Annotated in this window: 25 protein-coding genes and 1 pseudogene; 13 read left to right on the forward strand and 13 right to left on the reverse strand. The window is 40.5% G+C overall.

Going from position 1 to position 25,976, the window contains the following annotated elements; translation table 11 throughout:
- Positions 1 to 23 precede the first annotated feature (23 nt).
- The 6 genes and pseudogenes from KZC02_RS24400 to KZC02_RS24425 form a co-directional block, all read right to left on the reverse strand.
- Entirely contained in the window at positions 24 to 332 is a 309-nt protein-coding gene (locus KZC02_RS24400) for a hypothetical protein (protein WP_221391059.1), read from the reverse strand.
- A complete protein-coding gene (locus KZC02_RS24405; protein ID WP_221391060.1) occupies positions 304 to 1,728 on the reverse strand; it encodes a hypothetical protein in 1,425 nt (474 codons plus the stop codon). Before KZC02_RS24405 ends, KZC02_RS24400 begins: the two co-directional genes overlap by 29 nt.
- Positions 1,729 to 2,037: 309 nt before the next feature.
- Positions 2,038 to 2,226: pseudogene (locus KZC02_RS33410) on the reverse strand (WD40 repeat domain-containing protein); the annotation flags it as partial.
- A complete protein-coding gene (locus tag KZC02_RS24415; protein WP_221391061.1) occupies positions 2,184 to 3,800 on the reverse strand; it encodes a WD40 repeat domain-containing protein in 1,617 nt (538 codons plus the stop codon). The pseudogene KZC02_RS33410 and the gene KZC02_RS24415, both read right to left, overlap by 43 nt.
- Before the next feature lie 86 nt (positions 3,801 to 3,886).
- Complete coding sequence (locus KZC02_RS24420; RefSeq protein ID WP_221391062.1) at positions 3,887 to 4,819, reverse strand: ATP-binding protein; 933 nt, start codon at positions 4,817 to 4,819, stop codon at positions 3,887 to 3,889.
- Positions 4,809 to 6,281 carry a toll/interleukin-1 receptor domain-containing protein gene (locus tag KZC02_RS24425; protein WP_221391063.1) on the reverse strand — a complete coding sequence of 491 codons (1,473 nt, stop codon included), beginning with the start codon at positions 6,279 to 6,281 and terminating at the stop codon, positions 4,809 to 4,811. Before KZC02_RS24425 ends, KZC02_RS24420 begins: the two co-directional genes overlap by 11 nt.
- A gap of 189 nt (positions 6,282 to 6,470) precedes the next feature.
- Here KZC02_RS24425 and KZC02_RS24430 point away from each other — a divergent pair, with 189 nt between their 5' ends.
- Positions 6,471 to 8,831, forward strand: coding sequence for a TonB-dependent receptor (locus KZC02_RS24430; RefSeq protein ID WP_221391064.1), 2,361 nt, complete (start codon positions 6,471 to 6,473; stop codon positions 8,829 to 8,831).
- Positions 8,832 to 8,905: 74 nt separating this feature from the next.
- On the opposite strand, the gene KZC02_RS24435 is transcribed toward KZC02_RS24430, so the two are convergent.
- Positions 8,906 to 10,036, reverse strand: a complete 1,131-nt coding sequence (locus tag KZC02_RS24435; RefSeq protein ID WP_221391065.1) for an endo-1,4-beta-xylanase — start codon at positions 10,034 to 10,036, stop codon at positions 8,906 to 8,908.
- A gap of 301 nt (positions 10,037 to 10,337) precedes the next feature.
- Here KZC02_RS24435 and KZC02_RS33415 point away from each other — a divergent pair, with 301 nt between their 5' ends.
- From KZC02_RS33415 to KZC02_RS24450, 3 genes are all read left to right on the forward strand, one after another.
- Positions 10,338 to 10,511 (forward strand): ester cyclase, encoded by a 174-nt coding sequence (locus tag KZC02_RS33415; protein WP_409014271.1) that lies wholly within the window; start codon positions 10,338 to 10,340, stop codon positions 10,509 to 10,511.
- Positions 10,512 to 10,591: 80 nt separating this feature from the next.
- Positions 10,592 to 11,452, forward strand: a complete 861-nt coding sequence (locus KZC02_RS24445) for an alpha/beta fold hydrolase (RefSeq protein WP_229253773.1) — start codon at positions 10,592 to 10,594, stop codon at positions 11,450 to 11,452.
- Positions 11,453 to 11,521: 69 nt separating this feature from the next.
- The gene (locus tag KZC02_RS24450) at positions 11,522 to 12,586 is read left to right on the forward strand and encodes a proline-specific peptidase family protein (RefSeq protein WP_221395180.1); all 1,065 of its coding nucleotides are present in this window, start codon (positions 11,522 to 11,524) and stop codon (positions 12,584 to 12,586) included.
- A gap of 364 nt (positions 12,587 to 12,950) precedes the next feature.
- Here the strand turns inward: KZC02_RS24450 and KZC02_RS24455 are convergent, their stop codons facing one another.
- Both KZC02_RS24455 and KZC02_RS24460 read right to left on the reverse strand, forming a co-directional pair.
- Positions 12,951 to 13,805, reverse strand: coding sequence for a helix-turn-helix domain-containing protein (locus KZC02_RS24455; RefSeq protein WP_221391067.1), 855 nt, complete (start codon positions 13,803 to 13,805; stop codon positions 12,951 to 12,953).
- Between the two features lie 94 nt (positions 13,806 to 13,899).
- Positions 13,900 to 15,198, reverse strand: a complete 1,299-nt coding sequence (locus tag KZC02_RS24460) for a spondin domain-containing protein (protein WP_221391068.1) — start codon at positions 15,196 to 15,198, stop codon at positions 13,900 to 13,902.
- A 371-nt stretch (positions 15,199 to 15,569) separates the two neighbouring features.
- Between KZC02_RS24460 and KZC02_RS24465 the strand changes: the two genes are divergently transcribed.
- A complete protein-coding gene (locus tag KZC02_RS24465; protein ID WP_221391069.1) occupies positions 15,570 to 16,418 on the forward strand; it encodes a polysaccharide deacetylase family protein in 849 nt (282 codons plus the stop codon).
- Between the two features lie 362 nt (positions 16,419 to 16,780).
- Here the strand turns inward: KZC02_RS24465 and KZC02_RS24470 are convergent, their stop codons facing one another.
- Positions 16,781 to 17,932 (reverse strand): DUF3095 family protein, encoded by a 1,152-nt coding sequence (locus KZC02_RS24470; RefSeq protein ID WP_221391070.1) that lies wholly within the window; start codon positions 17,930 to 17,932, stop codon positions 16,781 to 16,783.
- A 252-nt stretch (positions 17,933 to 18,184) separates the two neighbouring features.
- Here KZC02_RS24470 and KZC02_RS24475 point away from each other — a divergent pair, with 252 nt between their 5' ends.
- The 3 genes from KZC02_RS24475 (at position 18,185) to KZC02_RS24485 (ending at position 19,916) form a co-directional block, all read left to right on the forward strand.
- Positions 18,185 to 18,529 carry a hypothetical protein gene (locus tag KZC02_RS24475; protein ID WP_221391071.1) on the forward strand — a complete coding sequence of 115 codons (345 nt, stop codon included), beginning with the start codon at positions 18,185 to 18,187 and terminating at the stop codon, positions 18,527 to 18,529.
- A gap of 83 nt (positions 18,530 to 18,612) precedes the next feature.
- Positions 18,613 to 19,332 carry a DoxX family protein gene (locus KZC02_RS24480; RefSeq protein ID WP_221391072.1) on the forward strand — a complete coding sequence of 240 codons (720 nt, stop codon included), beginning with the start codon at positions 18,613 to 18,615 and terminating at the stop codon, positions 19,330 to 19,332.
- Positions 19,333 to 19,592: 260 nt separating this feature from the next.
- Positions 19,593 to 19,916 carry a hypothetical protein gene (locus tag KZC02_RS24485; protein WP_221391073.1) on the forward strand — a complete coding sequence of 108 codons (324 nt, stop codon included), beginning with the start codon at positions 19,593 to 19,595 and terminating at the stop codon, positions 19,914 to 19,916.
- Positions 19,917 to 19,981: 65 nt separating this feature from the next.
- On the opposite strand, the gene KZC02_RS32625 is transcribed toward KZC02_RS24485, so the two are convergent.
- The 3 genes from KZC02_RS32625 to KZC02_RS24495 form a co-directional block, all read right to left on the reverse strand.
- Entirely contained in the window at positions 19,982 to 20,857 is an 876-nt protein-coding gene (locus KZC02_RS32625) for a carboxylesterase family protein (protein ID WP_255637015.1), read from the reverse strand.
- The gene (locus KZC02_RS32630; protein WP_255637017.1) at positions 20,805 to 21,620 is read right to left on the reverse strand and encodes a carboxylesterase/lipase family protein; all 816 of its coding nucleotides are present in this window, start codon (positions 21,618 to 21,620) and stop codon (positions 20,805 to 20,807) included. Before KZC02_RS32630 ends, KZC02_RS32625 begins: the two co-directional genes overlap by 53 nt.
- 72 nt (positions 21,621 to 21,692) lie before the next feature.
- The gene (locus KZC02_RS24495; protein ID WP_221391074.1) at positions 21,693 to 22,088 is read right to left on the reverse strand and encodes a helix-turn-helix domain-containing protein; all 396 of its coding nucleotides are present in this window, start codon (positions 22,086 to 22,088) and stop codon (positions 21,693 to 21,695) included.
- Between the two features lie 120 nt (positions 22,089 to 22,208).
- Between KZC02_RS24495 and KZC02_RS24500 the strand changes: the two genes are divergently transcribed.
- From KZC02_RS24500 to KZC02_RS33150, 5 genes are all read left to right on the forward strand, one after another.
- Complete coding sequence (locus KZC02_RS24500; RefSeq protein WP_221391075.1) at positions 22,209 to 23,177, forward strand: aldo/keto reductase; 969 nt, start codon at positions 22,209 to 22,211, stop codon at positions 23,175 to 23,177.
- Positions 23,178 to 23,280: 103 nt separating this feature from the next.
- The gene (locus KZC02_RS24505; RefSeq protein WP_221391076.1) at positions 23,281 to 23,673 is read left to right on the forward strand and encodes a RidA family protein; all 393 of its coding nucleotides are present in this window, start codon (positions 23,281 to 23,283) and stop codon (positions 23,671 to 23,673) included.
- 169 nt (positions 23,674 to 23,842) lie between these two features.
- A complete protein-coding gene (locus KZC02_RS24510; protein ID WP_229253774.1) occupies positions 23,843 to 24,634 on the forward strand; it encodes an SDR family NAD(P)-dependent oxidoreductase in 792 nt (263 codons plus the stop codon).
- Positions 24,635 to 24,737: 103 nt separating this feature from the next.
- Entirely contained in the window at positions 24,738 to 25,373 is a 636-nt protein-coding gene (locus KZC02_RS24515; protein ID WP_310590372.1) for a hypothetical protein, read from the forward strand.
- A 68-nt stretch (positions 25,374 to 25,441) separates the two neighbouring features.
- Positions 25,442 to 25,648 (forward strand): helix-turn-helix domain-containing protein, encoded by a 207-nt coding sequence (locus KZC02_RS33150; protein ID WP_310590373.1) that lies wholly within the window; start codon positions 25,442 to 25,444, stop codon positions 25,646 to 25,648.
- The last annotated feature ends 328 nt before the right edge of the window (positions 25,649 to 25,976 follow it).

Consider the following 25,976-nt stretch of genomic DNA (forward strand, 5'->3'; position numbering starts at 1 on the left):
ATGACGGGAATAAAAACCGTCCCTCAATCCTTAATTCCATATCGCTCCCTGGTTTCCTCCGAAAGCGGTTCCAGAAACTGATCCCCAAAAAGCCTGATCCATTCTTTTATTTCCTTGTAGGTGTAGTGCATTTTTTCGCCGTCGCCGAAGGAAAAGAACCTGCCCTTTTTGTAAGCATCAATTTTAATAATGGCTTTGCCGGCAGTGATGTATAAAGTTCTGTTGTCAATGATATTTACGCTTGTAGGTGTTGTATTTAGTTGTAATTCGAGAAGTTGTTCACCGGTAGATATGTCAAAACTTTTAACTGAATATTTTGATTTGGTTACCAAAATTTTTTTCGTCCTGTGAAAAATAGACGTCATACATATTTATTTTGTCTTTGATAAAATTGAGCATTCTTCCAGATGCAGTTTCCCATATTTTTCCTTTCCGATCCGTAGTGATAGTAATGATCCATTTACTGTCCGGAGAAAAAGTCGCATCATAAATATTTATTTCGTCTTTTAAAAAATCGTGTATTTTTCCGGATTTGATTTCGTAAACGCTTGTTTTTCCATCAGCATTTCTAAGAATGATCCATTTACTGTCTGGAGAAAAAGTAGCATAACGTACATTTATTTTGTCTTTGAGGGAATCAGGTATTTTTCCGGACGCAACCTCCCAGACTTTCACTTTGCCATCTGCATTTGTTGTAATGATCCATTTACTGTCGGGAGAGAAAACAGTATAATTATATTCAATGTTTAGTTCGTTTTTGAGAAAATCGTGTGTTTCCCCGGATGCAGCCTCCCAGACTTTTGCTTTTCCATCCGTATTTCTGGTAAGGATCCATTTACTGTCCGGGGAAAAAGAAGCACTGTAAATATTTATTTCATCTTTAAGGAAATCTGGTATTTTTCCAGATATTGTCTCCCGGACTTTTGCCTTTCCATCCGTATTTCTGGTAATAATCCATTTACTGTCCGGAGAAAAAGAGGCAACATTAACATTAACTTCATCTTTAAGAAAATCAGGTATTTTTCCAGATACTGTGTCCCAGACTTTCACTTTGCCATCTGGATGTGTAGTAATGATCCATTTACTGTCCTGGGAAAATGAGGCAAAAACAATGTTTGTTTCGTCTTTCAGATAATCAGGCATTTTTCCAGATGTGGCCTTCCGGACTTTTGCTTTCCTGTCCATATTTGTCGTAATAATCCATTTATTGTCCGGGGAAAAAGAGGCAGCATTAATATTTGTTTCGTTTTTAAGAAAATCGTACATTTTCCCGGATGCTGCTCCACGGATTTTTGCTATTCCACCCATATTACTTGTAATGATCCATGTACTGTCCGGGGAAAATGAGGCATTATGGATTCTTGATTCGTCTTTGAGGAAATCGGGTATATCCCCTGTAGCAACCTTCCAGACTTTTGCTGTCAGATCAGTATATGTTGTAATAATCCATTTGCCGTCCGGGGAAAAAGAGGCATTAAAAATGCTTATTTCACCTTTTAGGAAATCGGGTATTTCTCCGGATTCTACCTCCCATATTTTTGTATTCCCATCTGTATTTATGGTGATAATCCATTTGCTGTCCGGAGAAAATGTAGCATAACGTATGTTTATTTCGTCTTTGAGAAAATCGTATAATTTTCCAGATGCGGATTCCCAGACTTTTGTTTTTCCACCTGCATGTTTAGTAATAACCCATTTACTATTCTTGGAGAAAGATGCGTCATACATGTTTATTTCGTCTTTAAGGAAGTCAAGTATTTCTCCGGATGCAACCTCCCAGACTTTTGGCTTCAGATCCTTATTGATGATTATTATCCATTTACTGTCCGGGGAAAAAGTAGCAGAACGTATGTTTATTTCGTCATTAAGAAAAATGTGAAGTTTACCGGAAGCGACCTCCCATATTTTTGCAGCTTCACCTTTATGTTTAGTAATAAGCCATTTACTGTCTGGCGAAAAAGTGATTTCTTCAAATTCAGTTTTTTTTTCATTTTTGAGAAAATCGTGTATTTTCCCGGAAGCTACCTCCCAGACTTTTATACTTTTATCTTTATTTGTGGTAATGACCCATTTACTGTCCGGGGAAAAATAAGCATTGTAAATGTTTATTTCATCTTTAAGAAAATCAGGTATTTGCCCAGATGAAATCTCCCATACTTTTGCTTTCCGATCCGTATAGGTAGTTATAATCCATTTACTGTCTGGGGAAAAATAGGCAGTATTAATTTTTTTTCGTCTTTGAGAAAATTATGTATTATCCCGGATGCGACCTCCCAAACTTTTGTTTGCCGGTCCAGATGTGTAGTAATTATCCATTTACTGTCCGGAGAAAAAGTAGCATAAAGTATGTTTATTTCATCTTTCAAAAAATCGTGTATTTCTTCGGATGCGACCTCCCAGACTTTTACTTTTCCGCCTGTATTACCAGTGATAATCCATTTGATGTTTGGTGAGAAAGTGGTATATTTATATTTATTGTTTACTTCTTTTTTGAGGAAATTATATACTTTTTCAGTTTCTAACTCCAAAACTTTTTCTGTTTGATCCAAATTTTTTGCGACGATCCATTTACTGTCCAAAGAAAAGGCCGGACTAGTTATGTTTGAAAACCTGGCTTTTTCATGAAATTGGTGTGAACTACTCTCGTTAAAAATTTTTTCCGTTTGTTGTTTAACAAAATTGATTGCCTTTAAATCAGTTGTTTGTTTCTCTGCTTTTTCTAATAAACGTAACCCCTGAATCGGATTTAGTTTATCAGCTTCGGAACCCCAGAAAAGAGCTGTTGCTTCGCTGGTTTTTAACTCTGCTTTTTTTGTTGCAGTTTCAGCCAGTTTTTTTTGCTTTATGGCATTTTCCTTTTCATTCTCAATAGCTGCAAATAAATTATTAACAAGCCTATCTACTTTAGAAGCCTGATCAGGAGCGCACAGTTTTGCTGCATTATACTTATTTAGTGCACTGCGGTATTGTTTTTTTAAGCTGAGAGAATCGCCTTGCTTGATTAAAGTTTGGTACTGCGGGCAGTTTTGTCCGTTTACTGTCTGGCAAAAAAGAAGTGCTATTATAATGTTAGTCACGATTTTCATTTGAACTTTTTTTATGAATTGCTTACACAATAAAATCTTAGCTTCTATTTCCTGAATGTTCAGCATTGAACTTTGGCCTGTTGACGATTTAAATTCAGCCTTTTTCTGATAAGAGTCGAAATCCACTTTCAACGCACTTTTTGCTTTTAACAAATTATCCAAAGCAAGCTGATACTCGTCGTATTCCATATAGCTGTTTGCAATGCCGATTAATCGTTGTGCTTCTTTCTGGTTGGTTTGTTCGTAGAAGATTTTGGCAGTTTTGAGGTTTTCATTGGCTTTTTCGGTTTCGTTATTTGCTTTATTATAGGAGTAGGCAGCAAAGACTAATACGATTAACGCAATGGCAAACAATGTCCAGGCGTAATTGCTCCTTCGCTGCACCTGCTGATTAAGGTTTTCCAGCTCCTTCACCCGGGCTTCTGCTTCTTTTTGCTTTCGCCTGGTTTCTGTTTCAGCAAGAGCTAGTTTCTCCGCTTTTTCCCGGTCTAACCGGACTTTGGCAACTTTCCGGATCGGAGCCAACAGAGTGTCATGACTTAGTTCATACAAGAAGCGTCCCTGTGCATCGCGTTCTTTTCGCAAAAGAGACGTTTTTTCAAGAAAGTCAAGTAATGTTGCCGTAACATGAAACTCATGCATGATGTAAGCTCCTGGAAGTGAGTTGCGAAGATCTTCTGAAATGAGTTTTTCTTCAATCAGTTCCTGTGCCATTTCCCGCTCCTTGTCATTTAATTTTCCCAGCGTTTCTTCATAATATTTTTGAAAGATGTCGGTGATGTTGCCTAAATCCTCACCCTCTATAAGAATTTTTTTTGTCCCAGCACTAAAATATCTTCAACATATATGCAAAGAATCTGCAACATCGCTGTTTCTATGGTTCCATCACTTTTACTCGCAATACCATTTATTACCTTCAGTATTGCTTCGCGGGTATACTGAAATGATGGAGTATCGTAGTCACCGGTTAATTGGGATGGTTTGTCTATGGCTTCTTCTGCCTGCTTTTTGGTTAAAGGCGCAAGCTCATAGCAATTTTGGAAAATAGAAGAATGCTGCTCCGTGAGGTTATTAAGCAATGACAGGCGATCGGACCTTATTGAGAGAACAATCTTAATATTTGGAATATCGTAAAGAAAATCGTGAAAATCATCTTCCAATTCTCCCTTTTCATCCAGTATTGCCAGTTCGTTACGGTATTTTACGGGAATCGGAATATAAAGCACTTCTGCCAGATTTTTCGAAAAGGCTTCTATTTCAGCTGGCGGGTAGGTAAAGAGTTCTTCAAACTGATCAAAAAAGAGGATAAAAGGCTGGCTTCTATTATTCCATTGTAATGTTTTAATCCAATACCAGAACGTATTTTCTCCATGGGTCAATATCGTTAAAGGTGATTTGAAATTGATAGGAGAGGAACTTTTGATCCAATCAATTACGGTCTCAACAGGCATTTTGTTATTGATGTCGTTTGTATGAAAATTATTAAAGCGCACGGAAAAACATTGATATTTATTCTCAGTAATAAGCTTAGGAACAATTCCTGCATTGATCAGCGAACTTTTACCAAAACCGCTTTTCCCATATAATACAACCAGTTGTTTGACAAGAACCATGCTGTGAAGGTTTCTAATGTCATTGTCACGTCCAAAAAACAGATCCTTTTGGGCAGTAGTAAACGGCTTAGAGCCCGGATACCGGCTACGGCTGGTTATTTCTGGTTGGTCAGCTGACATATTTTACCCTTGAAAAAACAGTATCGGTCAATAATGTGATTACATGGTCAAATTCAATTGGATTTTCTTCCATAGAAGTAATGGTAATACTTTTACTTCCTTTCAAATGAGCTATATTTTCTGATGCTTTCAGACCCAACTCACGCCATAAATTTTCTTCGTCGTCCTTCAATTCATCTGTAATCTGCAGCGGGGAATCATCAATCAGATTGAAATTTAAACGGTTAAATTTTCTGATTTTATTTTTTGCCAATTCGATGATTTCATGAACGATCAAATCATCACTAAAAAAATCATACAGATGACAAGGAATAATCCGTATACCTCTGCTACGTGCAATCGAAATCTCATGAGAAACCCAGGGAGACTGCAGGCTGTTTTTGGAAACGATAACGATAAAAATATCCATGTCCCGCACAATTTCCATGAAGTGCCTGATTTTATCCCCTGGCAACATGGAGGACTCGTCTATAAACACATCAATATCGTTAAGTTTCAACTGTTGTGCTATGGCAGTTGCAATGATTTTATCAGAATGGGAATAGGAAATAAAAACTTTTTTCTTCTGTGGTTTGCTCAAAATATTGCCGAGCTGTCCTCTGGTAAATATTTCGTCAAGGAATTCCGAAGGTGAGGTTTCCAGAAAATCCAGCTTCAAACGTCTGGCTATAAATGTACATGCTTCCGGATTTTGTTTGTTTTGTAACAGGGAATATTTGAGAAGTTTTTGTTTATTATCTGCCAGTATAATTCTTAATAACATTTGCATATACCATTTTTCGAAACGCACGCCCAGAAACAAAAAACTTGTGGCATTTTGAAACGTAGTAAGGATAGGAGTAGGCAGCGGGCGCGGTCCCATAATTCCTTTGAGATAAGTAAAGAGATGATCAAATGTGAATACCATATCTTTTTCTTGTATATCTCCCATGATATTGTAAATCAATGGCTTGTCAGTACTCGGTTTTTCTATAACAGTCGTCTCATTAATAGCGATACTATAATATCCAAAGTGTTTCGGAAGATTTAACTGATCAAAAGTTTCAGGTAAGCGTCTGTCAGGTAGTAAAGAAATGATTAATGAAAACGGCAATTGAGCTATTTTCTTAAATGGTTCATCAAACTCAAGACGTTGGGCGTAAAAGTTTTTGTAAAATTCATATAAAGAAGTATCTCTTCCTCTTTCGGAAAGCTGAAGAAGTTCTTCATTTTCAAAGAAGAACTGTGGTGTTGGTAAATCTAGTTGTCTTTTGGTTCTTTCATTATTGCTCAATTGCTGACAAAGCCTTTGAAAAAGAGTCTGTTGATTTTCAAACTCAACAAGCTCCGGTCCAACTACGAGGACACATTGACCCGACCGAATTTCATTTAAGAGATCGTCCCATTCAATATTTTCTTTCCAGTCGTCTTCCATTCTTACAATTTCACAACGGTTTAAATACCTGAATTTAATATTTTTCAAAATATCAATCAGAAACTACCACAAACTATTTATTCAATGGTTTTCTCTAAAGTATACAGGTGAATATATGTCCAGCTGCCTGCAGGAAATCACTCCTCAACCGCCCGTTTTTCATGATATTGGTCATTTATAAATCAGTTTTGTGCACGTAGGTTTATTTATGCACGAGGTTTATTTATATTTACGATTATGAGAAAAAACCTACTTTTCCTTTGTCTGTTTGCGATTCCCGGCATTGTCCGGGCACAGCAGTTAAACCTGTTTTCGGGAGTTGTCCGTGATAAGAATGCCGCTGGTATTCCGGACGCAACGATCTATTTATTAAATACCAATTTCGGTATTGCCGCCGATGCTCAGGGCCGGTTTACTATTCAGAATATACCTTCCGGCCAGTACCAGGCGCAGTTTAGTGCTATTGGTTATGCTGCCATTACCAAAAACATTACACTCCCGGGCAACAACAGCGAACAGGTTATTGATCTTCGGGAGGCCAATACAACGCTTGAAGAAGTAATTGTTACGGCTCAAAAAAGAGAAGAAAACCAGCAAAGATTACCTTTCAGTATTACTTCGGTTTCGAGCCGGCAGGTGCAGGAATACCGGTTATGGAACAGCAGGGATATGACCGCCATTGTGCCCAATTTATATTCTGCTGATCCGGGTGATAACCGTAATCTGGTTTCTATCAGGGGTATTACCACTACTTCCTACGATCCGGCTGTTGCTACTTATATCGATGGTGTCAATCAGTTTGGGTTGGATACTTACATGGCTGAATTGCTTGATATAGAACGTATTGAAGTATTGCGCGGGCCTCAGGGAACTCTGTATGGCCGAAATGCCATGGGCGGTGTTATCAATATTATCACAAAAAAACCTTCCAATGAAACCAGTGGTTTTGCCGAACTGAGTTATGGCAATTACGGACAACAGCGTTACAGTGCCGGAATCAGGACGCCAATTATTAAAAATAAATTATTTTTGGGTGTTTCCGGCATGTTCAGAAAACAGGACGGATTTTACAAAAACGTGTTTAATAATACCGATTTTGACCGGCAGCAGGTTACAATGGGCAATTATTATCTTAGGTATCTGGCCAATGACCGGCTGAATATTACGCTGAACGTAAAACATGTTGCAAACCGTAACAACGGAACTTTCCCGATTGTATCCAGTATTGATGAGGCTTTTGCGAATCCGTTTAAATTAAACCAGAACTCGCTGGGGAAAATGATTGATAATACAGTCAACAGTTCCTTATCCATAAATTACACAGGAAGGGCTTTCAACTTTTCTTCCCAGACCGCCTACCAATCCAATTACCGGTATTATAACAATCCTGTTGATGGTGATTTCTCCCCGATCGATGGCGTTTCCATTGTCAATAATTATGGCCCGGATTGGAACAAAGTTAAGGTAGGAACGCAGGAATTCCGATTTTCTTCACCGGCTGGCAACGAGTCGGCATTTAGCTGGATTGCGGGTGCTTATGGCTTTTACAACCATAACCCTGTAAAACAAGGCACACATTTCGGAGAAGATGGCGAGTTGGTTGGAGCACCATTTCCAAATTTCACGAGTATCAATATCAATACAGGCAAGAGCTATGGACTGGCATTTTTTGGCCAGGGCACTTATCGTGTAACACCAAAATTTGAAATTACCGCCGGCCTTCGCTACGATTATGAGCACCGGAAACAGGATATCCGCGGTGAGTTTCAGGAGGATGGGGGAGAAGCAATGGTTACTTTACCCGACACCTCTTCGAAGGCAAGTTTTAAGGCATTTTCACCAAAAATGAGTTTGTCGTATCACATCGCAGAAAGTCATACTGCCTATGCTACTTACAGTCGTGGTTTTCGTACGGGCGGCATTACACAGTTATCATCTGATCCTTCGCAGCCACCTTTATATCCGTACAAACCAGAGTACAGCAATAATTTTGAGATTGGTATTAAAAATACTTTTTTCAATAATCGCCTGCGTTTGAACGTAGCCGGTTTTTATACCAACGTGACGGATGCACAGGTACCAACGCTGATTTTACCAGAGGCCATCATTATTACCCGTAATGCCGGTAAGCTCGTAAGCAAAGGAGCTGAACTTGAACTGACTGCGACGCCGGTAAGAGGCCTGGAAATAACTTATAATTTTGGTTATACCTCTGCAAAATATACGGAATTGTCACTGGCAATGAACGGCGAACAGGTTACGCTGAAAAATAACCGTCAGGTATTTACCCCGGATGTAACATCCATGCTGGCCCTGCAGTATGGTTATGATCTGGGTGGTTCCCAAAAATGGAGGCTGATTGCACGTGGTGAGTGGCGTTACCTGGGAAAACAGTATTTCGACCTGGCAAACCAGCTGGAGCAAAGTGCTTACAGCCTGTTCAATGTACGTGCAGGAATTTCTTCCCGTCATTGGGAGCTTTTCTTTTGGGGACGTAATCTGGGTGATAAAAAGTATGTGGATTATGCGTATAATTTTGGAGCAGCGCGTCTGGGAAATCCCAAAACATTTGGGGCGTCTCTCCGGGTCAATTTCTAAATAATTTTTTTACATTAAACCAAACAGCCGGGAGAAGGCATTAAACATCTCCCGGCTGTTTGATTTAACAGGAATTATTTTCCCTGTAAGCCATCAAAAGTTTTTATAACCTGCTGATATACTTTTTTTGGTTTGAGATTCTGGTCAAATAATAAGGGATAATCTTTTCTGCCTTTGACCGGGAAATTATCCAGCCAGCTATCTTTATCCGAAATATTCCAGAAAGTGATGCCTGTTATGTCCTGGCGGTATTTGTAAAAAACTTCAAAACAGTTTTTGTATACTTCTGCCTGTTTGCTTTCTTTTTCAGGTGTAAATGACGTATCCGTATCTTCAGGTTTCTTCGCTCTGGCGTTGTGTTCTTTGGGATAAACTGAAATATCCAGTTCAGTGATCTGTATTTTAAGTCCAAGACCTGCAAACTTCCGAAGTGTGCTGTCCAGCTGCTCTTTAGTAGGTTCGTTCACTGCCCAATGACCTTGCAGCCCTACTCCATGCACAGGAACTCCGGCATCCTTTAAACCTTTTAACAGCTTGTACATTTTCTCCCGTTTCACCGGACTGATCTCATTATAATCATTATAATACAAAATAGCTTCCGGATCGGCTTCATGCGCATACTGAAATGCTTTTGCAATAAAATCCTCTCCGCATATTTTATACCATTCAGAGTTTCGTAAATACTCATCCTGATTGTCCGATATTGCTTCATTTACCACGTCCCAGGCATATATTTTCCCTTTATACCTTTTCACAACCGTGTAAATATGATCCTTCAATCGCTGAAGTAAAATCTCTTTACTTACCGTTTTGCCATTATTATCTACGAATAACCAGGAAGGTGCCTGAGAATGCCAGCATAAATTATGGCCTCTCACCAGCAACTTATTTTTTACAGCAAAGGCAACAATTGAATCCGCATCACGCCAGTTATACCGATCTTCCTTGGGATGGATCGGCCCCATTTTCATCGCATTTTCTGCTGTAATACTATTAAACTCGTGACGAATCAATTCAGCTTCTGCACCTTTCAGGTTTTTCGGTGCTACTGCTACACCTATCGGGAAATAATTCCTGAAATAATCTTTTAGCCCTTTAACGGTATCAGCAGAAACCGGCAATAAACTGGGTTTGGTTATGGAATAAGAAAAACCAGTAGTAATCAAACCGGCCAATAAAATTAACGTTACGGCAATTCTATTCATTTGTTGAGTTTGTTAGTTGAGTATTTTGCACCCGATTGCAACAGGAAACATTGAATAGCAGAAGGTAATTATACATTTAAATTACTTATTCAAAAATCCGGGTTTCTTTGGATGGTAACATTTGGAAACACAATGAAGGCGATACATAAGAACAGAGATCATGCTTTTAACGATTATTTTGTAAAAACAGCATTTAACAAAACTGCCGGTTAAGTAAGGATTTTAAATTCTGTTTGGTTACGATAAAACGTATAATCTGGTTTGGAAAAGTACTTATGCAATAGCCTGTTAACTTAATAAAATAGTATATGAAAAAGGTGCATTTTATAAGAATTATCTTACCGGGTTCAGTAATGTGAAATTCACTATTGTAGATGTGTTCGGCCAGGGTGATAAAATAGTCAAACACTGGAATTTTAAAGGCAAACATATCGGCGATTTTTTTGGTATTCCTGCTATACGGGCAAAGATGTAAATATAGACGGCGTTACGCTGGTTAAAATGAAGGATGGAAAAATACAAATTTGTAAATCAGGCCTTGGCAGAACTAACTATATGAGAAAAAAACTATTTACTTATCTGGTTTCGTTGGTGCTAATGCAATGCGCATTTGGGCAGTCGGTATTACCAGTTTCTACTTCGGGCAATAAGTTGTATGGCAACAATGCCAAAGCCGGGAATTATGCAGATTTCCGCGGTTTTAAAATGTACTATGAAATCTACGGAACAGGTAAACCACTTCTTTTTATTCACGGGAACGGCGGATCGATCAGCGATTTCAAAAACCAGATCCCATATTTTGCCAAAAATTACAAAGTGATCCTGGCCGATAGCCGTGCACAGGGAAAGTCTGTTGACACCAGCGATTCACTTTCCTATGAAATGATGGCCGATGATTTTAATGCTTTGCTGGATAAAATTGGCGTGGATTCCTGCTATGTAATAGGGTGGAGCGACGGTGGAATCAACGGATTATTGTTAGCAACCCGTCATCCTGAAAAAGTGAAAAAACTAGCCATTACAGGAGCAAATTTGTGGCCGGATACAACTGCATTGGAGCCTGAGCTTTTTCAATGGATGGTAGCAGCTAACGACAGTCTGGGAAAAGTGCCGCAAATTCCAGCTGTTAAAGCACAAAAGAAACTCCTTAATCTGATGGTGTACAATCCTCAGATTACGCCGGCCGATTTGAAAATGGTAAAATGCCCGGCATTGGTTATCGGAGGTGATCATGATGTAATTCTTCGGAAACACACGATGATTATCGCAGATGCCGTCCCGCAGTCTTACCTCTGGATCCTGCCAGATTCGGGGCACTCTACACTTGTGGTTTATAAGGAAATGTTCAATCAGGTAGTCGGTGATTTTTTCAAAAAACCTTACCGCAAACTGAAAGGTATGGCGCAGCTGGATTAAGCGCTATAATGGTTGACAAGCCATGGTTAAGCAATACGATATTACCACTTATAAACCGGATCAAGTGTGATGAGATTATTTGGAATCATTTCCACCGCTGTTAATCACTCTTTCCTGGGGTTGATAATTGCTGTTTTTACATTTACAATTTCGTGTAAACCTAAACCGGCTTCCACCGCAGAAACCATTGCCGGGTATTTCGATTATGGTGATTCTATTGAATCAGGTGGTGTGAAAATGATTCCGATTAAAACACCTGTTGGTGATTTTAAAGTGTGGACAAAACGATTTGGTACCAACCCTAAAATAAAAATAATACTTCTCCACGGCGGTCCTGCCATGACACACGAGTACATGGAATGTTTTGAGACTTTTTTCCAAAAGGAAGGTTTCGAATTTTACGAATACGATCAGCTGGGGTCTTATTACAGTGACCAGCCAACAGACAGCAGTCTCTGGACAACAGACCGGTTTGTTGAAGAAGTGGAGCAAGTCAGACAAGCCATTCATGCGGATAGTACTAATTTTTATGTGCTTGGAAATTCCTGGGGTGGTATTCTTGGAATGGAATATGCGTTGAAATACCAGAAAAACCTGAAAGGGTTATTGGTTGCCAACATGGTAGCCAGTGCGCCTGAGTACGGAAAGTATGCAGAGGAAGTTTTGTCCAAACAAATGAAGCCGGAAGTTCTGGCAGAAATAAGAGCCATTGAAGCTAAAAAAGATTTTGCTAATCCGCGTTTTATGGAACTGCTCATTCCTAATTTTTACAAAGAGCATTTGTGCAGATTAGAAGAATGGCCGGACGGTATCAACAGGTCCGTGAAACATGGAAACGGTATTATTTATACGTTGATGCAAGGGCCAAGCGAATTTGGAATCAGCGGCAGGCTTGCCAAATGGGATATCAAAAATCGGTTGAAAGAAATTGTAATACCAACACTCATGATTGGTGCCAAACATGATACAATGGATCCCAAAGCCATGGAAGAACAAAGCAAAATAGTGCAAAAAGGCCGGTATTTGTATTGCCCGAACGGAAGCCATCTGGCGATGTGGGACGATCAGAAAGTCTTTATGACAGGGGTTGTCAGGTTTATCAGGGATGTGGATTCGGGTGAATTTTTAAGATGATTGGTACAGAATGTGCCATAGGCATTACCTGTTTGTAGAAAATAACGTGATTATCCAAGTTGGTTTTGCCTCGTAGAGGTTACCCGTTACACGTTGCGTACCTACGGCATGCTGTTATTCAAATTCTTGCATTTTTCTACAAACATGTAGCCTCTACGAGGCAGACAGAATCGAAAACTTCGCGACTGAATTGTTTATGAAAACGAATATCTCAATGTACGAGACCGGACTGTTCTCAAAAAAGGATTAAGTCGTCAACGCTTAAGCATTGTTATGAATATACCTGAGGACAACCTTTTTCTGTCAGATAAACCTTCATTGAAATGTTGCTTCATGAATTAAATTGGTCTTTTCAGTGAATAACTTAATGTTTACCCAACTCCTTAGCCTTAAACTCCGAAAAATTAATACCCACATTCATCTTGAAAAACCTGCTAAAATGAGCCGTACTCGTAAATCCGAGTTCACAAGCCGTCTCCTTGGCCGATTTATCCGTATAATACAGATAACGTTTGGCCTCAGCGATGATCCTTCGCTGGATCAACTTGGATGGAGCCGGATAATTGCACAAGCCAAAGATATTGGTCAGGGTCTTCGGAGATTTGTTCATCGCCTGTGCATAAAACTGCACTTCATGCTGCGTTCTGAAATAGCCTTCCAGGAGCAGATTAAACTTACGGATAACATCCATTCGCTCGTCTGTAAAAATTTCATAATTCTCCGTTTGCTTTTTTGCGCAACGGGTAACCTTGATAATCAGCCTTTTGAGAAGTGTACGCAGCATTTCACCCTGCATTTTGTCCTTCACCGACATATCTTCGACGCAAAGTTTCTGAATAATAGAAATACTCTCAATTTCCTCTTCACACATTGAAATAAACAATGGATTTTGAATACCGTAAAACAAAAATCCAACACAGCCAACTTCGGCATCATGATCAGCAATGCAGTAAAAATTCCGGTTAAACTGCCAGGCAACGATATCTTCAGGTTTTTCAAAGACGAAACATTGATTCGCAACCAGAGGAAGTACCGAGTTGGATTGGAAGGAATATGAAATGTTATCCAACATCACTTTCTGGTCCGGCCCTGCGTTGAATGCAATGGTGTTGACCATCTCCTTTTTGCCATTTAATAAACCCTCGCCTCTTATGGTAGATTCACCGATATTTACAACAAACTGACCGTGAGTAGCCCTATCCTCGAAATACCATTTCATAATGTAATTTACGATTAAGTACTTTTTCAAATTGTATTACAATAGAACCAGTTACCATCATTTTACAGATAAGTAACTGATTCAAAAGCACATTTTAATTAAGCGTTACCTTAATAAAATGATTTATTTCGGGTAAGGTAGTGAAAGGATTCGGATTAGGAACCGGCATAATCGCCTTGCTCTCCGTAAGTGGCGTGCCGGCAAGATTAAACTGCGTGATGCCCGCTCCCGGAAACTGGTCGACCGCAGTTCCGTTGTCATAAAGTTTTATACCCGTCGAAATATCACCTTTTTGAGTGGCATCCGTGCCGTTACCCATCGAAGTAAAAAACCAGTCATTTGAAAAACCATACATGGTTGCAATCGCAATACGGTCGCCGGCTACAACGTCAAGTTCCTGAGAAACACTGCTTCCGGGCTGTCCGTTTATTATCGGAAGCAAAACTTTCGTAGTTGGCGCCGGCAATACATACACTTTTTTGACACCAGGTTTACCCATCAGAAAAGCTGCCAGCGGATCTGCATTTCCTTTTTGTGCCAATTCTTTCAAACCTTCGCCTCTGTCATTTTCACCGTTCTTAAAAATTGGATTATCAATTCCATTGTAAACGACCACCAATATTGGAGATAACGGGGTGAAAATTCCCGTTGCACCAGTCAGGTAATTACTCAATGGAGCGTTATCTCCCGCTTCTGCAATGGATGTCATGCCATTGGCAGTCGGTTGATCCATCGTGTACAATGGTGCAGGATTTAACAAATTTCCACCAACAATATAAGAAACCGCCCATACGCCCGGACTGAAAGGTGTTTCATTGGCGGTTCCGCCAGTCATGTTTTTCAAAGTGAGTGTAAAGTAAGAACTGCCATCGTACTTTAATGTAGCCTGCATCATCGAAGACGCTGGCAAATACGTATTTCCTTGTGCATCCACGCCTTTAACTTCTTTAATATTCTGAGAATCAGTTACCCCGGGATGCATAACCGTTTTACCGGGTGCCTTGTTTATTCTGGTGCCGTTATCCCAGAGTTTGATCTGTGAAGAAACATCACCTTCAATGGGTGTTCCGTCTGCCTGGTAAACCTGAATTCCAGGATTAACCGGTGCGAAAAAGAGATCATTGGCCCAGCCATACATGGTCGCATAAGTGAGTGCTTCGCCTTTGGCAGCAGAAAACTTGATAGTTACCGATTCGCCTGGCAAAATAACCGGCGGCGTTCCCACACCCTTAAATGTGCCTGATTCAACGAGCGGTCTTGAGTCCAGAACATTTTCAACGGTAATCATCATTTTCTGACTAGTTGGATCGTCCATATGATCCGTACAAGCAATGAAAGCAAGCGGCAAGAGCGTTGCGGCTGTCCAGTTTAAAGTTTTTCTGATATAGTTCATTATGTGTTTAGTTTGCAGGAAACGATGTCGTTACCTTGGTTACATTTGATTGATACAAAAGTATGGCATCAGGAAATATGGATAAATGACAGAACTTCCCGAATAGTTGTCTATTCTTCCCATCATGAAAGATAAATGGTTGGCAATAAGCGATTTTACAACTTTTGGGAATATTTTAGCAGGGTTTCAGATATCGCCTTAAATTGTGCCTTCGGGAAAAAACATCAAATTGTGCCCGGCCGGTACAGTCAGCACATTTTCAAGCGGAGTAGTAAATTTGAATGGATTGCTGTTTTACTCTAAAAAGGTTTAATACAAAAAACGCTGTATTTAAAACTTAACTCTAATCGAAACTATAACAAAACCGGATCATGAAAAAATTAATACCTTTTATACTTTGCCATATCATTTTTGCGGGCGCATTTGCCCAGGAAAAAGCACCGAGATTAATTGTCCGTGGTGATGACATGGGTTACTCGCACGCTGGCAATGAGGCCTTAATTAAATCGTATAAAGACGGATTCGAAAGTTCGATCGAAGTAATTGTGCCTTCCCCGTGGTTTCCGGAAGCCGTAAAAATGCTGGCTGAAAATCCTGGTATTGATGTAGGTATTCACCTGGCGCTTACCAGCGAATGGGACAACGTAAAATGGCGGCCCTTGTCGGATTGTCCAAGTTTGAAAGACGCGGATGGCTATTTTTATCCTATGATCAATAGCAACAAAAATTATCCAAAACGCGCTATCCTGGAAAATGACTGGAAAATTGCAGACGTTGAAAAGGAATTTCGCGCGCAAATTGAAATGGCGATAAAGAAAATTCCACGGATCAGCCATTTTTCCTCGCACATGGGCTGTGCAAGTATGACGCCGGAAGTAAAAGCACTTACTATAAAATTGGCCACTGAATATAAAATTCCAATAATTGTAACGGACGACCAGCTAAAATATGCTCCTTACGACGGTGATCATAAAACCCCTCAGGAAAAAGTTGAAAGTTTTATCAGGATGTTGGGAAAACTGGAAGCGGGACAAACGTATCTTTTTGTAGACCATCCCGGTCTCGACAGCCCCGAACTCCGTGCTATTCATCACATTGGTTACGAAGACGTTGCCATGGACAGGCAAGGTGTAACGGATTTGTTTACCAGTGAAAAGGTGAAGGCGGTTATTAAGGAAAAGGGGATTAAAGTGATTGGGTACAGGGATTTGGGGAAGTGATTTTTTTAATGGTTAAAGGAGGGGGATTTTGGTTAAAGGAGGAGGATTTTGGTAAAAGGTTAACGGTTAAACGGTTAACGAGGGCAACTGGTGCTGGTAAAAGGTAAAAGGTTAACGGTTAAACGGTTAATGACGGGCAACTGGTGCTGGTAAAAGGTAAAAGGTTAACGGTTAAACGGTTAACGAGGGGCGGCTGGTGCTAGTAAAAGGTTAACGGTTAAACGGTTAATGACGGGCGACTGGGGCAATTAAAGGACGATATAAATACTTGGTTTCCGGCTTAATAATTATGGCTGCTTTCTTCGCTGGTAGCGTTCAGGAATACTTTGCTGCCTGTTTATGTTTTGACTTGCTGAGCGTTGTTACTTTCTCAGTTTCGCTTTCAGCATTCCTGCCGCTTTGGTATAACCTCCCTCTGAGCCATCCACAAAATGTATATGTCCGTCTTCCAGATCGCGTACGTAACACGACATAACGGATTCCTTGCTTACATACAATCCGTAAACGATTTCGCCGGATTCCTCCAATTTATCAAGCTGTGTTACCAGTAAAAGCCGCTGAATTTCATTGCCGGAGATAACCGTATTGATCCGCCCGTCAATCACCAGTGTATCCGACATGCTTACAAGCCTGTTCAAATAGGACCTTCCCTTTTCTGTTTGAAAATAAAGATAGGCGACGAATAGGCTAAACCATTTTTGGATCAGACCTAATGCCCAATAATTGTTGAGCCTGGCGCGTAGCTCCAATTCCATTCTGCGGAAACTGGTTTTTTGTTTGAGCTTAGGAACTGATATAGGCTGCCTTTTTGCTGCCGGGCCGTATATTTCATCAATAAGGCTGATCACCTTTCTAAAAGAGCCGGCTTGTTGTATCTCATCTTTGGCGATTGCGAGGAGAGTAACTACTTCATTGCCATTATCCGGTGGCGCAATTTTATCCCACCGGCATTGCATGCCTGTAAGATCCAACTCAGGCTCACGGGCCGATTTGGATGAAAACATATAGTCTTCTCCCTTTATCCTTTTCTCCGCATACGCCAGGCCGTCACCAAGCAAGACAGGAATGAACAGAATTTCAGAATTTTTGTATTTGCTTATTCTAAGAATATGCCCGTTTTCGTAAATAAACCGGACCGGAACTGTTCCTACACGCAGATCCAGGTTCAAATTGGTTTTCGTGTTTTCTTTGTAGAGCAATAGCGTGTACATGGCCAGCTCCACGATGGAATCGGGAACAATGAATGTTGCTCCGTCTCCGCCGAAGAAAAACGGGATCGTAATTTTCTCTTTATAAGCAATATTTAACACCGAAACGATACTGCCGGTAGCAATCAGATTTACCGTTTCATGAAGTCCGTTAGCAACAGCCAGAGTAGAATTTTTTATGTCGGTCACGATCACATGCCAGTTTGCCGGAACGGGATAGAACAAATGTTCTTCCACCAGCAGCTCGCTCAGGGGAATGTGATTTGCCGGTAGTCTGGAGTAAAATTGATCGTTATTAGCTGACATAGTTTTTCAATTCAGAGACTTAACGTATCAATGTATATTATTTAGTCAAAATTAGCGAAAAGAAGCATTAGAGATGTATTTAAAACCTCTACTTCGTAAATTTCCGGAACTCTCCCAAATGCAACGCGGTCTTAACCGGTGTCCACAGGTTAAGGCCAGCACAAAATTTCTTTAAACATTTTGAAATCCAAGATAAGTGATTTTACTTTGTATTTCAAAGTACTTTTTTTTAATACTGAAACACACAATTACATGAAAGTTTCAAGAGCAAAATTTGTTGCTATTTTCCTGGTTTCGGCGTTTGTCTTTCAATTTATTTCCAATTCGGTTTTAGGAACCAAAGTTGGGCTCTTTCCTGTAAACGGCGATTTTTTTCCTGGCACTGCATCAGCGATAGGCTGGAAAAGCACCTTAGCCACCATTTTATATCCTGTTAAAATTATTTTGGTAGGGCCACTGGCGTCGTCCTTATTTAAAAATCCGGATCCGGACCCGGCACCCCCGATTTTCGTTCTGGCCTTTGCTTTCTACTGGACGGCAGTTGCATTAATTCTTCATTATTTACTCAATAAAATATTCATCCGTAAAAAAATATGATTTTGAGTAATACCGGAAGATACCTTATTAATTGTTTCGGGAATTTGAAGGTTATGCACTCAAAAGTTCAGTAACATACAGTTATGAATAAAATTGAAGAAATATATTACGAAGCAAAATCTGATAAATGGTTTAGGGGATTTGCGATGTTTTGCCGCATCGCACTTGCTGCGAGTTTTATTCCGGCAGGTTACGTTAAAATTATGGGTGAAAGGTTCGCCAGTGGTTTGCCGTCCAATAACCCTTTGGGACATTACTTCGATGCTTTACATCTGACGGGATATTATTATACTTTTATAGGGATTGGTCAGATCATCATAGCGATACTTTTATTGATTCCGAGAACATCGCTTCTTGGTGCGATGATGTATTTTCCCGTCATCCTCAATATTTGTGTGCTAACTTATGCTACCCGTTTTAACGGTACCCGGATTGTAACGATGATGGTATTGGCTGACTTATTTTTATTGATCTGGGACTACGACCGTTTGAAACACATTTTGCCATTTAAGCAAATTCAGACAAATACTCCTGTGTTAGAAAAGCCGAATAAACGCCTTCGGATCCTCTTTTTTGGAGGTTCCATTGCAGTTCTAGCCTTTATTATTTTTGGTACTTTTTATTTATACGAGATTGTGCCGGGCAACTCAGAAGCTGAATGCAGAAATCAATGTGCTTCAGGTAAAAAACCGGCGGCTTGCCAGGTTTTTTGTGACTGCATTTATAATCAGGGCCAACCGCTGGACAGTTGTCTGGCAAATTTTGACAAGTCAAAAGATATTCGTAAATCCGATATGCAGTAGTAAGGTGCCTTGGAAATGCCCCATCCGGGCTTCTGCTTGTGTAGATTTGGGATAGGAGGGATTTTCCTGATCACAGCTTATTGCAAATCGTCTGAGATATAAATTTTGATTAAAACGCGTTGCAAACGCTAAGCCATGAAAACACCGATTGCAAATCGGTGTTAGCGGGTTATCGAAAATTAACCGATTGTTATCTTAATTTACAGTTTGAAATTTTTTACTTTTCATAAAACTCAGGTGCGTACATTAAATACAAGGTTATGTGGACAACAGAATCCCTTTGGTTTGAGGTAGCAATTGTCAGCATCATTTATGCTGTTGGAAATATCTTTTTCGGACACTTTGAAGAAAGGACGCCAAAAATTCGAAGGCTGGGAAAATACCTGCTGACCATCCTGATTGTTTGTGTAATCTCCCTGTATCTTGGCCGTAGTGCAGCAATATGGTTGTTAACGGTCATGCTTATTCCAATTTTATATATCCATCTCTACTTCCTTCCAAAGAAAAAAGGCATCAATGGTTTGACCGGCGAACCAAAAAGCAGGTATTACGAATTTCGTGGATGGAGTAAGGAGATTTTCTAATAAACCAGCTCGCCCCGATTTTAAAATCGGGGCGAGCTGGTTCAGCGTTTGTAACGCGATTCAAATTACTGCTTCCCAAGAAAAGAGTCCATCAACAAATACCTTCCCCGGTTTTTCTCCGTTTCCAGGCTTGTTTTTACAGCAATATGCATGTATTGGGCATTTTGGTCTTTACTTATTGGTTTCCATTCAGGCAGGCCGGTACCATTGGGATTATGGGTTTTAACAAAATTGGCAAAGTAATTTTGCATGATTTCTGATACTTTATGATCTTCCGGTGTCCATGCATATACTTTATTAAGCGAAAGATTTCCCATCGCATATTCAATTTCAGCCGAATGAACAGCTCCCTGTGGAAGCGGCGCCTTTACCGGCGCTGCATCCTTGGATTTGGTAATTCCTCCGGCCAGTCCAGGTGCTGCATTGCCCATTTCGGGTGTCATGGCCGGGCGAGGATGTGCATAGAAATAACGGTATACCGGCTTTCCGCCCCCGGTTTTGCTTTGGATATCGGCCCATTTCCAGGTTCCAAATCCGATAAAACGATCACCGGCAAGATCTGTCGCGACTTTTTCAACATCAGCGTCGGATGAAACAGCATATTGTTTTAAAATCTTGCCGGCATTTTCGCCATACAGCTTTTGTACTGTTTTGGTATAGTTTTCAACTGTCGGTGATTCTTTTCCTAAAATAGCCCTGTAATTCATTTCTTCCGAATTCCAGCCTGCCAGTAAGGGTACCTGTGATTGTTCGCCATTCAGATACGTTTCCATAGGTGGTTTTGCAAAGAAATATCCGTCCACGCTGGACATAAATCTGGGAACTCCCGGCTTATCCGTGAATCCAAGCAATTTTTCAGCTGGCATGGCTCTTAATTCTGAAAGTGATTTAGCACCCACATGTTCCGCAAATTTCAGCCCGCTTTGTTCTGCTTCCAGCAAGCGGAACTGGTGGTAATGTTCCCAGCACCGAGCCACTTTCACCAATTGCAGCTGCGAACAGATCTTTCGACAGGGGAGAAGCCATCAGTGCACTCACAGAAAGTGAACCTGCTGATTCTCCGGCAATAGTTACGCGGTTTGGATCTCCTCCAAAAGCGGCAATATTCTGTTTTACCCACTGAAGTGCAGCGGCCTGGTCCAGATATCCGTAATTACCGGATGCATGATGGGACGATTCCTTTGTTAATTCGGAAGAAGCCATGAAGCCAAATACGCCTAAACGGTAATTAACTGTCAGACTTACCATTCCTTTTTTTGCCATACTTTCACCGTCATAACGTCCTTCCGAACCATCACCCGCAATGAAACCACCACCGTAAAAGTAAACGAGTACCGGAAGTTTCTCAGTAGCCGATTTGGCAGGCGACCATACATTCAGGTACAAACAATCCTCGCTCATTCCATCCGAACGAAAGCCCATGTCACCAAAAACGGCATTCTGCATGGCGCGAGGGCCGAATTTTTCAGCTTTACGTACGCCCTCCCAGTTTTTCACAGGCATTGGCTCTTTCCACCGCAACGCTCCAACAGGTGGCTGTGCGAACGGGATTCCTTTAAAAGCATGGATTCCGGATGCCTCTGTAACTCCTTCAACTATACCGTTCACCGTTTTGGCTTGCGGAGCATTTGTCTTTTTGGACTGAGCCGTAGCCAGTTGTAACATTTGCATAGTCACCAGGACTGTTATAAATAATATTTTCATCAGTTAGGTTTTTTAAAATAAAAGAAAAGAATATACGCGATCTCCTTACAGAATGAAAGGTTTAATCCTATATTATTTTTGAATTATCTTATTTGTGAAATTTTCTTGAAACGGTAAATGCCCATCCTTTATCAGTTTTTCTAATTCAAAGCGGTGATCTTCTCCCCATCGTGCTATAAAAGCAATTGCGGGAATAAGGGTTTCTCCCAAAGGCGTAAGTTCATATTCCACTTTTAAAGGAAGTTCATTAAAAGTAATTTTTGTCAGGATGCCATGTTCTGTCAGCTGTTTTAGCTGTGTATCCAGAACCCTTCTTGAAGCATTGGGCAATTTTCGCTGTAATTCACCGGGACGTTTAATGCCTGAGTAAATGTTCCAGATCAGGTTCGCCTTCCATTTTCCATTCACCACTTCCATAAACAAATGCAAGCCACAATCTATTGAAACCGGTATCTTTTTTTGGTACATTTTAAATTGATTTGATCGGCAAATATAAGTCATACGAAACCAAAATCGGGTATAGATAAATTCAGCCGTACTTGTATGTAAATGTCTGTTTACCCAGTTTTGCATAAAAAAAAGACTATCATGAAGTATAAGTTATTTGGGGCAAAAACAGGTTTTTATGCCAGTGAAGTCATATTAGGTGCAGCCAGTTTTGGAATGAGAAAGGGTTACGGATCAACACCTGAAGATGCCGGCCAGATATTAGCTGTTTATGCAGATGCCGGTGGAAATTTTATAGATATAGCTGATACATATCAACTGGGTGAAGCTGAGGATCTGGTTGGAAAATTCATTGAACATCAGCGGAATAACTTTATCATTTGTACCAAATATACTCGAAGCAGTGAAGCTGATCCCTGGATCAGCAATTTTGGTAATCATCGTAAAGCAATGAGACAGGCAGTAGAATCCAGTTTGAAACGCCTGAAAACCGATTATATTGACATCTACATGCCACATTATGATGACGGCGTAACACCTCTTGAAGAAATAGCAAGAGGTTTGGAGGATCTGGTTCGTTCAGGGAAAGTGCTGTATACAGGTTTGACAAACTTTCCCGCCTGGAAAGCTGCCGCAATTGCCAGTTCAACACAATTGAATGCCATCCAGATTGAATACAACTTATTACAGCGCACAGCAGACCGGGAACTCATTCCTATGGCAGCACAATTTGGTTTGGGCACGATGATGTATTCGCCATTGGCAGGTGGCTTGCTTACAGGAAAATACCGTAAAGGGGAAACCGGCCGTATTTCCCTGGGTTCGGATTTAGAATATCAGGAAAATGAGATCACAAAAACAGTGATCGATCAGTTGTTTATAATTGCGGCCGAACTTGATGTGACACCCGGCCAGGTAGCTTTTGCCTGGGTTTTATCAAAAGGCGCTTTTCCGATCGTTGGCGCACGTACGATCGGGCATATCCATGATGGTTTGAAAGCAACAAATATTCAACTGAGTCCCGAACACATCAATCAGTTGAATCAGCTGAGTGCTGTTTCTTTGGGTTATCCTCATGATTTACTCGCAACGGTTCAGAAAAACAGCTAAACATTTTTATAATACCAAAAAAGGTATGACATAAGGCTGTCAGAAGCGGTAACGAATTTTGTAAGATCAAGTGAAAAAATCCTTGTTTAAACAAAATTAAAAAATGGAAAAGCGAACAATTGATCCCTGGAAATGGGGCGAGTATACCAATTCGGTGCAGGCGGTTGAAATCAAACAGGCCGAAGGAACATTGTATTGCTCCGGACAGGTAGCAATAGATGCAGACGGGCAGCCAAGTACGGCTGATATGAGAGCTCAGCTGATCCATACCATGCAGAACCTTGAACACCTTATCAGCGAGTCCGGGTATGAATGCCAGGGAATTGTACGGTTAAATGTATTTACCACTTCGACGCAGGAGTTTTTTACAACCTGTACGGATGTATATCAAAATTGGGTAGTTAAGCATGGTATTAAGCAAGCAACAACGTTGGTTGAAGTAAAAGGGCTTTTTGCAGGGTTAGCCATTGAACTGGAAGCGACGGTGGTAAAGTAGTCAGACAAATAAATCAAAATGGCAGGGGGCTGTACTCTTTTAAAAAGGGTGCAGTCTCTTTTTTTAGATATTGAATTTTCTCATTTTGACTACAAATGCCCTCAATCAGGATACAAACCGGGAATGGCTTTTGCTGACATTTGTAGAATCATAAATAATAAAGAAAACCATGGTACAACAAAATGAAACTCCGGATACTGGTTCTATAATCACAAAGGACAAATCAGTTGCATTGGTTACAGGTGCCAACCAGGGAATTGGCTTTCAGGTGGCGAAGGAGCTCGCGGAACATGGCTACATTGTCCTTGTCGGCTCGCGTAACTTCGAAAATGGAGAAAAGGCTGCAAAAAGTATAGGGCAGGATGCCTACGCAATTCAGATCGACGTTACAGATCAGGCATCTATCAATGCTGCAGCAGAACGGATTCAAAATGAATTTGGCCGTCTCGACCTGCTGGTTAATAATGCGGCCATATCCAACACCGGAACGCCGGGAAGATCTCTTGAAGAAATGGTTAATTCTGGCCGTGCAAGTGTGGCGTCACTGGATGAAGTTCGCGCAATTTACGAAACAAATGTGTTTGGTGTCATCGCCGTTACGCAGGCTCTGCTTCCAATACTGCGTAAAGCGCCGGCTGCGAAAATTGTAAACGTATCGAGTGGGGTAGGCTCACTGACGTTGAACGCAGACCCTTCATTTCCGTACCGTGCAGGATTTGGGGTAGGTTATGCAGCATCCAAAACAGCCCTCAATGCGGTCACCCTTTCCTTTGCAATCGAACTCGAATCTACAAACATCAAGGTTTACGCGGCCAGCCCAGGCTTTACTGCAACGGCCCTCAATAACTTCGCCGGTACTGAAACGGTCGAAGAAGGTTCCCGTAACATAGTCCGTGTAGCTTTGGAAGAAAATGGCCCGACAGGCACATTTTCTGGTCCTGATGGTCCGTTTCCCTGGTAATTTTGCATTTTGTCAGATAATTATAACGCAGGAAATTCCTTTGTAAAATCATGATAACCGGTAATATTTAATTATCGGTTATCATTGCACTAAACTATTCAAAATGGAAGATAATAAAGCTGATAAATTTGATTCTATATCCGACGTGCACCGCTTGTTTGGTTTGCCCAAGCCATTGCATCCACTGATCAGTTTAATAGATAATGCAGATAACCAGATCGATGTCAGTAAATTACCTCATACGGGCGTTCTGAATTTTTACAAAATATCGTACAGGCCAAAATTCAGCGGCAAAATGAGATACGGCCAGGGTTATTACGATTTTGATGAAGGAGGTTTGTTGTTCGCTTCTCCTAACCAGGTAATTGGCAGCTATGAGCAAGGCGGAGAACATTCCGGATATACCTTGCTGGTCCATCCCGATTTCCTATGGAATTATCCATTGGCAAAGAAGATCAAACAATATGGTTTCTTTTCTTATTCTGCCAACGAAGCATTGCATTTGTCAGACAAAGAAAAAGCTACTATTCATTCTATTTTCAACCTCATTGAAGAGGAATTCAACAGTCGGATTGACGATTTTAGCCAGGATGTGATAATCTCCCAGATTGAGTTATTGCTAAATTGCTGTAACCGTTTTTATAAGCGACAATTTATTACCCGAAAAGCTGTAAGCAACGATTTATTGGTAAAACTGGAAGAAATTTTAGACGAATTTTTCAATAATGAAAAGGCTTAAATACGGGAATCCCAACTGTTCAATACCTTGCGGAACATCTAAATATTACGCCCAGTTATCTGAGTGACATGCTGCGTTCACTTAAAGGACAAAATGCACATCATTATATTCACAACAAACTAATAGAAAAAGCAAAAGAGAAATTATCTGCTACGCGCTTATCGGTGAGTGAGGTAGCCTACGGATTAGGCTTTGAGCATCCGCAGTCGTTCAGTAAATTATTTAAAACAAAAACGAAACTTTCACCTTTGGAATTTCGACAATCATTTAACTGAGGCTTAACAAAAGCGATTGGTAATGTCGCTTTTGTTATTGCCCCTTGCGGTAGATTGCCCATATTTTGTTAGCTGCTTTTAGAAAATTCAAAGGTAAAGAATGACTTTCCGTTAGGTAAAAAATTTTCTTCCGAACCGATATTCAAATCCGGACATCATTGCTCTTTCCCGCAAATCTTCCTTATTAACAGTTTGAAATTTAGCCTGTCCGACATCCTCATGCTGCATATGCAACTCATAATCAGCTAACGGGATATCGTTCCAGGGATTTATTCTGTCCTTAATGGATTATCAATTTATTGTTTTCCAATGGTACATGGATGGTTGC

The organism is Dyadobacter sp. NIV53 (assembly GCF_019711195.1).
GTDB lineage: Bacteria > Bacteroidota > Bacteroidia > Cytophagales > Spirosomataceae > Dyadobacter.